Raw genomic sequence first — 14,178 nt, 5'->3', positions numbered from 1 at the left:
ATCACTCCTTTTCATAGCGAGATAATTTCAGATAAAGCGCTGCGAAAACTAATAGAATACCAAACGAAATGACTGTAAGCGCTGAGCCATATCCAAAGTTACTGCCATGAACAGCTAATTCTGCAATATACATCGTCAATGTCGTTGTCGAATGTGCAGGACCGCCGCCTGTTAAGTTGAAGATCAGGTCAACATTATTAAACTCCCAAACAACTCGGAGCAGTGTCGTCAAAATAATTGTGTTTTTCAGCTGCGGCAATGTTACAAACAGAAATGATTTCCAACGACTTGCACCATCTACACGCGCTGCTTCATACAATTCTTGCGGAATACTTTGCAGACCTGCCAAAAGTGTAATTGCAAAGAATGGAATCCCTCTCCAAAGTTCGGCAACGACTACTGCACCAAATGCTGTAGATGTACTTGCCAAAAAGGCTTGCGGTGAATCGATAATGCCTAAACGCATCAGGATATCATTCAAAACACCCATATGCTCGTTGTACATCAGTGACCAGATAACAGATGCCAGTACACCTGAAATCGCCCATGGAATAAACGCAACCGCACGAATAATCCCTCTAAATTTAAACGTCTGGTTGAGCAACAGTGCCAGACTCAAACCAAATACCAATTGAAGCCCCACTTCTGTAACAACCCACTTCAAACTGTTGAGTAGACTCGGGAAGAAAAGCTTATCATTGGTAAAAATATTCACGAAGTTATCGAGCCCTGCAAAACTATTATAGTAAGGTGCCGAAATATCGTAGTTTTGGAAGCTATAATAAAATACCATTCCAATAGGGTAGAAAAGGAAACTTACAACCATTAGTACGGCCGGCGTAATAAATAGATAAGGAACCAACTTCGCCTTATTAAATTTACGGACTTTTTCGCTTTTCTTTTTTTCCAATACTGGTTCATTTACTTCTGGGGAATAACTCATTAAATTTCCTCCCTTCTTACACATTATTCTAATTGAAAACGCTTTCCCGAAATATTCAAAATATTAAGATGTTAGATAAAAATTTTAAGAATCTTCACATTTAGATGTCATAAAAGAAGCGCTGAGCAAGTTTTTCACTTACTCAGCGCTTTCCGTTTGGGCATGATATTTTTCATATTGTGCATACTCATTTTCTATGGCCTCGCTCCACTCTCCCAGGAACTGCTCAATCGTTTTCGTCCCGCTCAGCACTTCCTGGAGCCCCGGTTCAACAATCGTATACCGGATGGAGTTGTACCCAATTAAATAAAAAGGTGGCTCGTACATTTTTGTTTGCGGATCTTCATAGACAGAAAGCGCTGTTTGCAAATGCGGGGAATTTTTCACCCAATCTTCCTGCAGCACTTCCTGATGTGTCGGCAATTGTCCGACCCGTTTGTTCCAATGGCTTTGTCCCTTTTGCGACGCGATAAACGAAATAAATGTCCATGCCTCTTTTGGATGTTTCGTACCCTCGAACATCACCATGTCCATCGTGTTGCCTGCCTCAACAGTGTAGTGACCATTGACCGACTTCGGTAAGGGCAATGATTCGAACTGATCCGGTGACAGAACTTTTTGATGTTCTGCATAAGAGCCAATATTATGTTGGATTAAACCAACAGCCCCATGCTCAAAATCATCGAGCATTCCTTTATAATCCTTCACAATATCATTTCTGGATGTATGCAAACCATAAAGCGTCAAATATTTTTCCAGAAACTCCACATGGCGTGGATCATCAATCGTACTTTCACCATTTTCAATATACGTCGAAATCCCCGAGTAGGCATACATCATCCGCTGCAGCTGCAGTGACGACCCTTCTCCGCCGCGAATGCTGTAGCCGTATTGTTGCAGCTCCTTATCCGTAAAGGTTTCAACAGTATGAAAAAAGTCATCCCATGTTTCAATCGTTTCCAGGCCATAGTCGGCGAGCCAATCTTTGCGTACCCAGAGGACATCCATATTTCTTGAATAAGGTAATCCGTACAATTTATGGTCTTGTGATAAATGTCGATTGTAACTGATCAGAGACTCCGTAATTTTGTCTCCGTCCGCCCATTTTTCGAAATAGCAATCTAGTGGCAGCAACGCTTCACGGTACGTATATTCCGGTAACCAACTCGTATAAATACTTCCTACATCCGGCAATGACTGCATTGCGAGTGCCGAATTGAATTTTGATTTCGCGATATCCTTCACGAAGCCTTCGTATTCAATATGAATATGGGGATACTCCTTTTCAAAGGCGTCGATCATTTCCTCCCAAATGGCCGTTCGTAACGGACCAGCATCATCGAACCAAAACGTTAATGTCACGTCTTTTTCCTGCGAGCTATCCGCTTTTTCTACTTCCTGACTTGAACAACCCGACAGCAATAACAGTAAATAAATGGGAATGACACATAATATATAGGTTTTTCGTAAGCTGCTCAATGTGATTCCCCCTTAACGCCAGCTAGCTTCTTACATTCGACATTTGAACGAGCACTTCATCCTTTGCCGTTTCTTTGGAACGGCAATGTTCCATCACGATATTTTTACTATTTGTTATTTCAAATGCCGGCCCTTCATGTTGTTTGACCGTCACATGCTCGAACAATACATCTTCTGCATTGGAACAGAAAAAACCACGTTGTTTCATCGGTTCCAAATCTATCATCATTGCCGGCAGATCCGGTTGTGCATCCGGTTTCATCGCGACACGGATATGGCTGAATGTAATATCCTCAACCGGCATTTCCGGCAATCCATATAAGAAGCCCGCAGCTGCAGCCACGTTCGTCGCAGTTATATTTGAAAAATGAATATTTCTGAATTTCGGTGTCAACGCTGTCACAGGCTGCGCACTTTTATCCGAAACATAAGGCTCCATTCCTCGTGGACCGTGATAATAGTATAAGTTTAGTATAAACGGACAAATGACATTATTCATCACAATATTGCTCACACGGATATTTTCGATCGTACCGCCTCGCCCGCGTCGTGATTTAAAGCGAATCCCACGGTCTGTCCCTTCAAAAATACAGTTTGACACGACAACATTCCGGATATCCCCGCTCATCTCACTGCCAAATACGACCCCGCCATGTCCATGCAGCATTGTACAGTTCGTTATCGTTATATTTTCACAAGGAATCGCGCGCTCCGCATCCTCTGTACCCGCCTTTATTGCAATACAGTCATCCCCGACATCAATCGAACAATCGGAAATCTTCACATTGCGGCACGATTCAGGATTAATGCCGTCCGTATTCGGGGAATTCGTCGGATTAATAATCGTTAAAGCCGAAATCGTTACATTATTACAATCGTTTGGGTGTACGGTCCAGCTCGGTGAATCAATCATTTTCACCTGCTCAATATGCACTCGCTCACAATGGTCAAAGCTTACTAAATTAGGGCGAGGATATACCAGAGAGTCCTCTTTAAACAGTTTCCACCAGTAGGCACCCTGTCCATTCAATGTGCCAAAACCGGTAATTGCGATATTTTCAGCATGACAGGCATAAATACAGGACATATACACCTCACGACTCGCACCTTCCCAGCGTGAAAAAATAACCGGATAATCCGCTCGATCATTTGAAAACAGAAGCTCGGAACCCGCCTCCAAATGCAGATGCATATTACTTTTCAATTCAATCGCTCCTGTAACGTACACACCGGCAGGCACATAAATCGTTCCGCCCCCGCCCTGTGAACAAGCCTCTATCGCACGCTTAATCGCCGATGTATTATTGGCCCAGCCATCACCAACCGCACCAAACTGTTCAATATTATAAACCGCCGTACTATGCTGCTGCATCGTATCCCATCCTTTGTAATTAAAATCTTATTGAGATTAGCATATAAAATCTTACTAATTGAAGTCTAGCTATAGAGTGTAAATGCTAAAAAAAGTACGGGGAAGATAGTAAAATATTGTAGGTTTTTGGGAGTTATTTTTTGATTGCATCTTAAATTTTGCTGTAGGTATTAAATTAAAACAGTTACTTTTAATTCAGTTGTAAAGCATTTCAAAAAGAAAATATTCCATTACTTCAAATCTTTTTATTATCTTAAAATAGAAATTTTACTAGATACCTCAAAAAATATGACCTATTATCTCCTCTTATTTCCATGGTTAATTAACTCCCATCCATCGCCCGGTTCTAACCCCTTCTGAAACTAACCACACTGGTCGGATTCTCCAGCTTTCCCTTACCGATTTACAAACAAAACCAAATTGGCCACACCGTTGATGATGCCAATCATCTCTGCGAGCTGTATTATAAGAAGGATTTAGAGTCTTAGGTGCTTATTTTATTTAACTGAAATGATTTTGCCTGTCCAAGAAAATCTTTCTTCACTACCTTCTTCCATATCTGATATTTCCGTCAAAAATATAGCAATGCCTTCCATTTGAAAATCTAATGCTTAACGACAAATCTATGTTAGTTATATAAAGTTATATTCATGCATTATGATTTGCATTGGCAAATAAATTGCTGAATGTTTGCTGATTAGTTGAATCAACCAACCCTTAAGAACTTTCAGGGACTTTCTTTAGTTGTTTTTTTCGAATAGCATAAACTACTACAAGCAAAAGAGGTAGGAATACACCTATTAAATAAGATAAGAATAAGGTGATTGTAGCGTTCCAATAATGTTGGTAAACAACATTAGGGTAAATTATAAGAGAAATGACTAGGGCAATTATTCCTAACGGTATTGTTAACGGGCGATAATCTTTTAAATTGAATATCTGTGCAATTCCTAGAACGGATGCATAAAAATAAAGGGTTGCCTTATAGTAAAGAGCGATAATCCAAAGTGTAGCCATTAAGGCCTCAATACGTTGTATAAATTCCCCGATACTTATTCTTTTGGCCAGTGCATAGCCCGGATATTGCTCTACTCCAGTATTATAAGCACCTAATACTGCAACACATAAAAATGTGAAGATAGTAATCACAATTCCACCTAATAAGTTTCCAATAAAAAAGAACTTTTTAGCTTTTAAACCTGAATTAATAAAGGCAGGGAAAATCATTAATAAAACAATAGCATTGACCGAAGTTACTTCTATAAAAGATAAAGATGATTTAATAATTTTTTTGGGTTCTGCTTCAAATACTGGTTGTAAATTTTCATAATTAACCTGGGGTGAAATGAATAATACTAAAAAGAGAAAAAATATCAAGCAAAAAAGAATTAACATTTCAGCAGAACGTGCAATTGTTTCGAGTCCCAAGCGGACGCCCATCACGATAATGATCATCAAAAGGATATTAAGGGCTGCCATGGGCGTATTAGGCATTAAATGTGTGTGGAGAAATGTACCTGAATAAGATAATAGGCTTGCGGTATAAAGAAAAGACATGAACACAAATAGAAGAGATATAGCTTTCCCTATCCATTGCCCTAAAATCTTTTCCATAACTTGGACAAAAGTAAGGGTTGGAAACCATTGAGCGATTACGCAAAATAACCATATTACCATCAATCCAATTACAGTACTAAGTATTGAAACAATCCAAGCATCTTGTTTTGTCTCGGAAGCTAAAATGGATGGTACAATTAAGATACTTGTACCAACCGAAAATAAGGTGACTAACACTAGAAATTGGTAGGAATTTATTTTAACGTTTTGCATCATGCCATACCATCCTTCCAAAGCAATCTTTTATTTCCACAAAGAAGAAATAACATCTATAACCGGTTTAAATATAATACTTAGCAATTCCACCGGACTCGGAATAGTTTTTCCTAATCCTAGTACAATACTTAATCCTACTCCAATAACAAAAAGAAATGAAAAAACGAACAACTCTTTTTTATATTTTTTCTCTAAAAGAGGCGGAACTTCAATTAACAAAATGACAGTAGCAAATAATAGTATTCCAATAACTTTTAACATGCACTATGCACTATTCCTTAATCTTTTCTAAAAAAGAGTTGTTTACCGTACCTGTAAGGCGAATTTTCATATCTACTTTTACGTTCACTGTTAAGTTTGAAAATTCTTCGTCCCAATTTCCCTTAATCTTATTCCACTCTTTCGGATTCGCGCGATGGATGGCTTCACCGAATCCAAATATGTCTGATTTATATTCTTTTTGTAAGACATCGATTGTCTCTTTAATGGTTTTTGTCGCTTCCTCTTCGTAAATTTTTTCAATCTCCTCTATTGTTTCCGGATTCTCTAGATTAATTTTACATCTTACTTCCTCTACATTACCTTCGGCTTTCGAATGGATGTTTATTTCCGGTTTTCCTTGGACGATTTTCCCCTCGACTTTAGAATGGAATCGATTCACTTCTATAGTAGATTTCCCTTCGTCAGGACAAGATATTGATGTTACTGTTGATTGAGTTGAGTTGGTAATCCCACTATACCCTCTACTATCTTTTTCCGTTAACCAACCCATCAGTCTATCTCCTTTAAACACCGCTAAATTATCATACTGAATTTGGGCAGCTTTAGAAATTGATTCTATATTCTGTTGGGTAGATCCTATTTGTTGATTTCCTTTTAAGTGAATCCCAGTTAGTACTGCTTCTTTTCCATCACTTATAAGATCAACTATCAACTCATCTAACGTAACACCATTTGTACCCGCCCAAGCCTTTTCCGATACTTTAAGACCTGTAAACATCTTACTGGCTGGTATACTTTCTAAATCTGTTGTGACATTGAGAATTTCTCTAGCGGTTATATCCTTAGCAACAACCACATAAAAGTCGGACCGAAGTTCCCAATCCCTAGAGAGTAAATCCAAAGATTCGCCTATTCCTTCCTTAGCTAATTCTTCGCCAATGATAAGCATTTGAAGATGTCCAGGGTATATCTTCCTTGGCGAGACCTTTGTCATTCTACGAATGGCTTCATAAACTGTTTCCCCATTCCCGGTAAAGAGAGTGACTGCTGTTCCCCCTGCCCCATCTTTTTTGGATACTGCCGAAGGAACTACCACTTGAGCGGTTACTTGGTATTCATTCTCACCCTCCACTTTATCGATGCCCAATGCCAACGTTATGGCCAGCTCGTTTAATTCTCTCTTATCCCAACACCCCGTAAGAATGAAATTAAGAATTAAGAGAATAAACATGTACTTTTTCATAGTTTAACCCCTCGATTCCTTATTTTTTTGTTGGTGCAGGTTTTGCAGAGGATGGATATTGTTGCCTAACCCTATTTTTTTGACTGATTAGATGTGGTGAAGTAAACATTTTCCATATTGGCAATACAATAAACGTATCCTTTTGATCGGAAACATTAAAGGGAGCTACTGGTGACATATAAGGTACACCAAAAGAACGCAAACTGCATAAATGTAGAATAAGAGCAATTAAACCAATAGTAATTCCATAAAGCCCAAACGAAGCCGCTAAAGCCATAAATGCAAAGCGGAGAATCCTAGTAGCAATCGCCATGTCGTATGAAGGTGAAACAAAACTAGATATGGCAGTTATTGAAACGATGATTACTATCACAGCTGAAATTATACCTGCTTCCACAGCTGCTGTCCCTATAACAAATGCCCCAACAATAGACATTGCTGAACCGATGGCTCGCGGCATCCTTACGCCAGCTTCGCGTAAAATTTCAAAAGTGATTTCCATTATAAGTGCCTCAACAAATGCAGGAAATGGAACACCTTCTCGCTGAGCTGCAAGACTGATGAGGAGTGCAGGTGGTAGCATAGTTTGATGAAACGTCGTGATGGCAATAAATAATGCGGGTGCCAGCAATGTAATTGTAAATGATAAAAAACGAAGGAGTCGAACAAGACTCCCAATAAGCGTGCGAACATAGTAGTCTTCCGGAGATTGAAAAAACTGAATGAATAATGCTGGAACAATTAGCACAAAGGGTGTTCCATCTACAATGATAGCTATGCGCCCCTCGAGTAGTGCAGCGGCTACTACATCCGGTCTTTCTGTATTGAAGACAGTTGGAAAAGGTGTATATGGCGTATCCTGAATGAATTCCTCGATATTTCCACTTTCAAGAATTCCATCAATAATTATTCGATCCAAACGTAAATTGACTTCTTTTACTATTTTGTCATTTGCAATGCCGTTGATATAGGCTATGGCAACATTTGTTTTCGTTCGTGTACCAATCTTCTTTGACTCAATCCAAAAGTTCGGATCTTTTATTTTCCTGCGGATTAGGGCCGTATTGACACGTAAATTTTCGGTAAAACCTTCACGCGGACCTCTAACTACTGTCTGGGCCACTGGTTCCGTTACCCCACGCTCGACCCATTGCCTGTTGGAAATAGTTAAGCCTTGATTATAGCCATCGATCAAAATAATCGTATCCCCTGACAAAAGGTTCGTAAATAGAACATCAAAATTTGCAATTTCTTTAATATCTCCTACTGTCATGGCGACATCTTTTAGTACGGTAATAATATTTTTCTGCGGAAGAGACTTTCCCAGTAATTCAACCTCCTTAATATCTAGCATGAGCGTTTCCAGAATAAAGTTTTGTAACGAGGCTGTATCGGTTAGTCCGTCAGTATATATAATGCCTGCTTTAATAATTCCTTCTTTGCCAATTAGAATTTCACGAATGATAATATCCGAACTTGTTCCAAGAGTATCTTTTATAATTTGTAAGTTTTGTTTAAGACTTGTTTTTATTATGTCGTTTGCTTTGGTAGTTTCTGCTTGACTCTGAGAAGTGAAAGAAGAATTAATTTCACAAGAGTTTTTGTTTTTTAAAAACCACATAGTTTCCCTCTCTTCTTCCTCTTTTAAACTTTATATAATATCAATTCATTTTTTCTATTTTCACTATAAAATCTATCTTAGAGTATGGACTAAAAGGTCTTTTTTATACGTTTAATAAAAACACTTTTGACTCCAATAGTAAATTTGGCATTGTTATATAATAAAATTGCCGTTCAATTAATTGTCTTATTGAATATAGACATAATTCTCCAAAAAGATGGCAGGGGCACAGCCAACAAGAAAGTGGCTAGTTGGAACAAAATATGGCCATTCAATGAAAATAAGCATTTATCTTCTTAAAAAGCTCAATAAGCTTCCGTATATTGAGAATCGTTTTTCTGTATTTCCAAACTTCCACTTGTGAAGTTATTTAAAACAACTTTGAATGTATTATTCAGAAATAAGTATTAGACTTTCAGAAAGGAACATATTATTTAAATAATTAGAGTAATATGTTAAAATCAATTTTAATTATGATTAAAAGGTTTTTGTGTAGTGAATTTATTCCTTCCAGTGTTGCCTAATTTATAATAGAAATATCTACCTTCTCAGGTAATGTGTTATTCCACAATATGGCCCTATAACGGAAAAACGCGATCTTCTTATTGAAGAATCGCGCACGATAGCTGAAGAAGACACAATTCTTAATTAAGAATTGCGCCCAATAATACGGGTAAAATAGAAGGAACTTAAACTCTGATATAAAATGTTTATTATAATCGTTCACTACGAACGTTCATTCGTGTATATTTGATATATACCAATAAATGGAGGGTAAATTATGAAATCAGTTGATTTAATTCTTTTTAATTTCAATGAAGTACGAAGAAGAAGTATTAAGGTTTGGACTTCGATTCCCCAAGAGAAATTACATTGGAAACCCGATGATGAAGCAATGACTTGTATTGAGATGATTAGGCATGTTCTAGAAAGTGAACATTATTACCACCTAGCTATTCAAAGCCGAGGAAGTTTAGAAGTATTCGATTCTCCATTCGAACAACAACCTTTTTCCACAGTAAATGCTGAGTTGAATTTTGCAGAACCATATAGAAATCACTTCTTAGAAACCATTAAGTCATTTTCTGAAGAAGATTTAACAAACATTAAAATTGATCGTTCCGAATCAGGTTACATAAGAAGTTTAGGCGACATGTTGCTAAGAGTAGCCTATCATGAATCAGTTCATACAGGCCAATTGCTAGATTACTTAAGAATCGCAAAGGTACCAAGAATACGAGTTTGGGATTAAATTTATATATAGTTGTTATCACTTAGGTAATACACCTTTTTTAATATTTACTACGGTATAGGGGTCAGCTATTCTAAGTAAATATTCACAAGATAATGTTTTTGTGCTATAATATTTCAGATACAATAAATTGTATTTGTTTAGTGAAAACTGTTTAATCTATAGGCGGATTAAGCAGTTTTTTTATTTATCTGACCCATTACCTTTCGCACCTTCAGTCAATATTTTTCTGCTGCCTCTGTAGTCACATGTTCTTAATTGTGAATTAACAACCTCTATAATTTAGTCACCTGTCTATTGTTCTAAGTATCTTTAAATTTTATTATTAAGCCCTCTTTCTAACATAGCGTTCTGTAAGAACCTTCGAATCCCATCTTTACTAGATCCTCAAGCATTTTCTTATTTGTACGGCGCAATTTTTTGTTGAGTTTTAAATCCTATTCTAACCAATCAACTACGATTTCTCCCCATTTTTCGTCGTACATCATGCCCTTTTTCAAGTGAGTTTTCTCCTGCGGCAGCTGATCTCCATCGCCGTATTTCTTAGCAGTACGCCAATTGACTTGCATTGTATTGGCGATTTCAGTAATCGATAATTCGTAATGTTTTGATACAATTTAATTCAGACATTGCTAGCATCCTTTCTTACCTCCACTTTTTGGCTTCGACACCTAAAACTGTAGAGGGACTTGGGGTGGCTGGCAAGTCTTTTTTATGCACAAAAAAAAGTGCAGGACTCTGTACAAATTCTTTGCACTAGTCTGCACTTTTATTAGCATTAAACACCCCTCTTAATATAAGTGCAGTTTTTTTCACAAACTTATTAATAAACGAATTGTAATATCTAACGATCACTCATATAAAAATACCAACAAGTTTTAAATTCCAGCTTTGTGCAGAAACTTTTGAACCTGTAGCGCTTGATTGATTCCAGTGTGATAAACCTTGCATTGTATAACTATTTACCCCACTAATTCCGCTAATCACTTGACCTTTTATTCCTTCATCCCATTTAGTTTAAACTGTTGCATTTACTACAATTTGACCTAAGAATGTTCCAGAATTAGAATAGGCATTCACATATTTTTTGGAGTTGGACTAGCTGCAAAAATTGAGATTTCACCTAAATTAACCTTTTTTTCTTCAACAATAAAATTAATACCACCGTTAATTAATGTTTCATGATTTTCTTTAAATTTCTCTGGTTCAACCCAGTCATTTTCATTAATATTCTCTGGTTTGTCTACATTGAAATCTACATTGCTGTTTCCACGTAATTCTCCTGCAATTTTTAAGTATTCTTGATAATATAGTTCCTTCTTTTCTTGAGTTAATAGTTCCGCTGCAGAGGCATTTAAATTAAATGCGAATGACAATTGTTACTATAACAATTTAAATTTGGGTTTTAATACCAATTCTGACTATTCATACTTTTTAGCTATGTTTTAGTTTTTGCCTTTTGCTAAAGAATACAATTTCCTATATAGCTTCGCATACCTTTATACGATAAGGGTTTAACGCTAATAATTTAGGTTGTGAAAATTTATCTCTTACCTATTGAAATTCCTGTTAAATCGCATATATCAAAAAAAGATTATACATATCAGATTTATTGTTTAATATTAGAATAATAAAAATTATTTGATTAATTATGAATCGGATTTATTCTAAGCTTCGTTATATTATTGAGAGGGGTGTTTACATGGATTTAGAACAGATATTAGAAGAACATAGTGAACACTTATTGCGTATAGCCTATTACTACACGAAAAGTCTACACGCTGCAGAAGATATTGTTCAGGATGTTTTTATAAAATACTCGCAAAGTAATTATGAGGAAAACGGTAAATCGCATGCTTACTTAACAAAAATGACCATTAACCGTTGTAAAGATTATTTAAGAAGTTGGTCCTATCGTAAAATTCAACTTCAAGAGCACTTACCAATTATTCCTGTTTTACAAAATGACAGGGTGATACAGAAGGAATTAACGTTTTCTATCGGGGAATCAGTTCTCTCTTTACCCATTAAGCAAAGAGAAGTGATTGTTTTATATTATTACGAAGAATTAAACACAGCTGAAATTGCCTCCCTTCTAAAGTTACCTGAAAGCACAGTGCGAACTAGACTTAGAAGGGCTCGTGAAAATTTGAGACCAGTACTATCAAATGAATGGGAGGAATTATATGAGAAATGAGATTAAAGAAGGCTTACTGGAAATTACGCCGGACTTGAAGGAAAGCAAAGATCGTATAAGAAGAGCAGTCCTAAAACCGGAAACAAATTCAAAAAAGAACTTTATCTTTCCGCGGATTATATTTTCATTTGCATTAATTTTATCCATTGTCCTTATTACATCCGAATTTAAAAACGATAGTTATGTGAATGGGTTTTCGCAAGAAACGCTTACTATGTATAATTTGTTGGAAGATAGTGAACCAAAAGAGCAATATCAGAAGGATTTAATTATTCTAAAGTACGGGGAACTTGAAAATATTCAATTAAAAAAGCAGGATGTTAAAAATTTAGTGACCTCTTATAGAAACGAGTTACCGGCAAGTTTTGAAAGAGTGCTCAAACAAAATAAAATTAGTGAATCTGCATATAAAGCGCAGTACCTTTCGCTAAAGGCACAAGTCCAATTAGTTTTTGATTCTCTATTACCTAAATACACTCAATTATATCCTCAGTTTCCGCAAGAAGTTCATGCTCAGTTAATAATTCTTGACGCTATGGAGAAAGTAGAACATGAGAATTCGTCATTTGGGAATAAGGATAGTATTTCGGCTATCGTATTATACGAGGGGGAAAATGCTCGTGTATTATCGCTTATTGAGGAAAAAAAATTAGCAGAAGAACAATTCATTATTATGCCTAAACATGACAGCTTGAATTTAAAGATTGGTGACGAAATTTTACTGGAAAACAATTTAATAACAAGCCAACAAGCTACAGACAGTTTTAAACAATTTGTAGTTTCCGAAAATGTCAAAGTAATTAAAGATAATGAAACAAAAGAAATACCTGTTATGCCCAGAAAAATAAATGAATACTTCGAGCAATCTAATTGGAAACCACTAGCTATTACAGATGAACCTGATATGAAGCTAAAAACACTTAATGGAAACTACTCTGTTTGGTTCCGTGAAAGCATTATTATCGGTTCCAATGGTAACGGTTTTGTTATTGATAATGTAGAGATACAAAACTGGGGCGAGAATATGATTAATAATTAATTTCTTCAAATTAATAAAAAGAACCAAGCAACTCATCTATGGTTGCTTGGCCCTCTTCTTGCCAAAGTGACAAAGTGCATAATTGATAGTATCTCAGTAATTAAGAAATGCATTAATATTACTGTTACATTACATAAACAGTGTTAAAGAACTGCGCACGTGTTAATGTACTTTTGGATCGAAGTAATATTCCCCTGTTTCTTTTCCGTTTCTGATAACTGGCTTCCAACTAATATTTTTATCGATTTAAAGGCTAAAAAAACCATCTACGAAGGACAGGAAATAAGCGTTACAAAGATTCAATATAAAATTTGTGAATTACTTGCATTGCATAAAGGAAAAGTCTTTTCTAAAGAAGATATATATGAATCTGTTTATTCAATGGATAGTGATTCACAAATTTCAACGGTAGTTGAACATATTAGGGTCATCCGAAAAAAGTTTGCCCAATATCAATTATCTCTTATCAACACAGTATGGGAAGTTGGATATATATCGGAATAAAAAACAAGTCGAATTCTTCATCTTTAAATTGTTTTCTATAGGTATCGTAATTTTTTAAATTTACTTTTAAAAAGCTTAATTTGCTTTCAAAATTCAAACCAAAATCATTTAAATAATGCAACAGTGAAATTACTCCTGCTTGCTCTTTGCTGATATTGGTTTTCCTCATTACTTCTATTAACTCCATAGCAACTAAACTGTCTTCATAAAATAAATGCTCAGCTTTATCTATCAAAGAAAGACCCCCATACCTATTAACTTCCGGGAAATAAGAATTAATTTCTACCTCATGTATAATATCCATTTCTTGTAATTCTGTAATGTAATTACTTTGCTGATTGTAAATAAGTAAAAGATTCTCGGAAGTATTTGAGTGAAACCTTAATCTTATATGTGGTTTTGGATCATTATATCGATCTAATTGAAGATCATAAGATACCCGAGTTCTTTTATGCATAGGTATGATACGGTCT

14 protein-coding genes are annotated in these 14,178 nt (G+C 36.1%); 4 read left to right on the top strand and 10 right to left on the bottom strand.

Going from position 1 to position 14,178, the window contains the following annotated elements; translation table 11 throughout:
* Position 1: 1 nt before the first annotated feature.
* From AC0VXV_RS08675 to AC0VXV_RS08645, 7 genes are all read right to left on the bottom strand, one after another.
* The gene (locus AC0VXV_RS08675; protein ID WP_475531186.1) at positions 2-943 is read right to left on the bottom strand and encodes a carbohydrate ABC transporter permease; all 942 of its coding nucleotides are present in this window, start codon (positions 941-943) and stop codon (positions 2-4) included.
* 138 nt (positions 944-1,081) lie between these two features.
* Positions 1,082-2,422, bottom strand: a complete 1,341-nt coding sequence (locus AC0VXV_RS08670) for an ABC transporter substrate-binding protein (RefSeq protein WP_475531185.1) — start codon at positions 2,420-2,422, stop codon at positions 1,082-1,084.
* Between the two features lie 22 nt (positions 2,423-2,444).
* Entirely contained in the window at positions 2,445-3,794 is a 1,350-nt protein-coding gene (locus AC0VXV_RS08665) for a glycoside hydrolase family 28 protein (protein WP_475531184.1), read from the bottom strand.
* A gap of 717 nt (positions 3,795-4,511) precedes the next feature.
* Positions 4,512-5,627 (bottom strand): GerAB/ArcD/ProY family transporter, encoded by a 1,116-nt coding sequence (locus tag AC0VXV_RS08660; protein WP_475531183.1) that lies wholly within the window; start codon positions 5,625-5,627, stop codon positions 4,512-4,514.
* A 27-nt stretch (positions 5,628-5,654) separates the two neighbouring features.
* A complete protein-coding gene (locus AC0VXV_RS08655) occupies positions 5,655-5,888 on the bottom strand; it encodes a hypothetical protein (RefSeq protein ID WP_475531182.1) in 234 nt (77 codons plus the stop codon).
* A gap of 10 nt (positions 5,889-5,898) precedes the next feature.
* Positions 5,899-7,092: a Ger(x)C family spore germination protein gene (locus AC0VXV_RS08650; protein ID WP_475531181.1), complete on the bottom strand. Its 1,194-nt coding sequence runs from the start codon at positions 7,090-7,092 to the stop codon at positions 5,899-5,901.
* Positions 7,093-7,111: 19 nt separating this feature from the next.
* A complete protein-coding gene (locus AC0VXV_RS08645; RefSeq protein WP_475531180.1) occupies positions 7,112-8,713 on the bottom strand; it encodes a spore germination protein in 1,602 nt (533 codons plus the stop codon).
* A 781-nt stretch (positions 8,714-9,494) separates the two neighbouring features.
* Between AC0VXV_RS08645 and AC0VXV_RS08640 the strand changes: the two genes are divergently transcribed.
* Positions 9,495-9,965, top strand: coding sequence for a DinB family protein (locus AC0VXV_RS08640; protein WP_475531179.1), 471 nt, complete (start codon positions 9,495-9,497; stop codon positions 9,963-9,965).
* Between the two features lie 437 nt (positions 9,966-10,402).
* On the opposite strand, the gene AC0VXV_RS08635 is transcribed toward AC0VXV_RS08640, so the two are convergent.
* Both AC0VXV_RS08635 and AC0VXV_RS08630 read right to left on the bottom strand, forming a co-directional pair.
* On the bottom strand, positions 10,403-10,534 hold the full coding sequence (locus AC0VXV_RS08635) for a hypothetical protein (protein ID WP_475531178.1): 132 nt from the start codon (positions 10,532-10,534) through the stop codon (positions 10,403-10,405).
* A 507-nt stretch (positions 10,535-11,041) separates the two neighbouring features.
* Entirely contained in the window at positions 11,042-11,341 is a 300-nt protein-coding gene (locus AC0VXV_RS08630) for a hypothetical protein (protein ID WP_475531177.1), read from the bottom strand.
* Between the two features lie 326 nt (positions 11,342-11,667).
* On the opposite strand from AC0VXV_RS08630, the gene AC0VXV_RS08625 reads away from it, so the two are divergent.
* The 3 genes from AC0VXV_RS08625 (at position 11,668) to AC0VXV_RS08615 (ending at position 13,705) form a co-directional block, all read left to right on the top strand.
* The gene (locus tag AC0VXV_RS08625) at positions 11,668-12,162 is read left to right on the top strand and encodes a sigma-70 family RNA polymerase sigma factor (protein WP_475531176.1); all 495 of its coding nucleotides are present in this window, start codon (positions 11,668-11,670) and stop codon (positions 12,160-12,162) included.
* A complete protein-coding gene (locus AC0VXV_RS08620) occupies positions 12,152-13,201 on the top strand; it encodes a hypothetical protein (protein WP_475531175.1) in 1,050 nt (349 codons plus the stop codon). Before AC0VXV_RS08625 ends, AC0VXV_RS08620 begins: the two co-directional genes overlap by 11 nt.
* 165 nt (positions 13,202-13,366) lie before the next feature.
* The gene (locus AC0VXV_RS08615; protein ID WP_475531174.1) at positions 13,367-13,705 is read left to right on the top strand and encodes a winged helix-turn-helix domain-containing protein; all 339 of its coding nucleotides are present in this window, start codon (positions 13,367-13,369) and stop codon (positions 13,703-13,705) included.
* Here the strand turns inward: AC0VXV_RS08615 and AC0VXV_RS08610 are convergent.
* Positions 13,668-14,162: a thiopeptide-type bacteriocin biosynthesis protein gene (locus tag AC0VXV_RS08610; protein WP_475531173.1), complete on the bottom strand. Its 495-nt coding sequence runs from the start codon at positions 14,160-14,162 to the stop codon at positions 13,668-13,670. The two genes, AC0VXV_RS08615 and AC0VXV_RS08610, sit on opposite strands and share 38 nt — an antisense overlap.
* Positions 14,163-14,178 lie beyond the last annotated feature (16 nt).

The organism is Solibacillus sp. iso_87 (assembly GCF_056173085.1).
The sequence above is the reverse complement of the archived record's forward strand: the minus strand, read 5'-3'. Positions and strand labels throughout refer to the sequence as shown.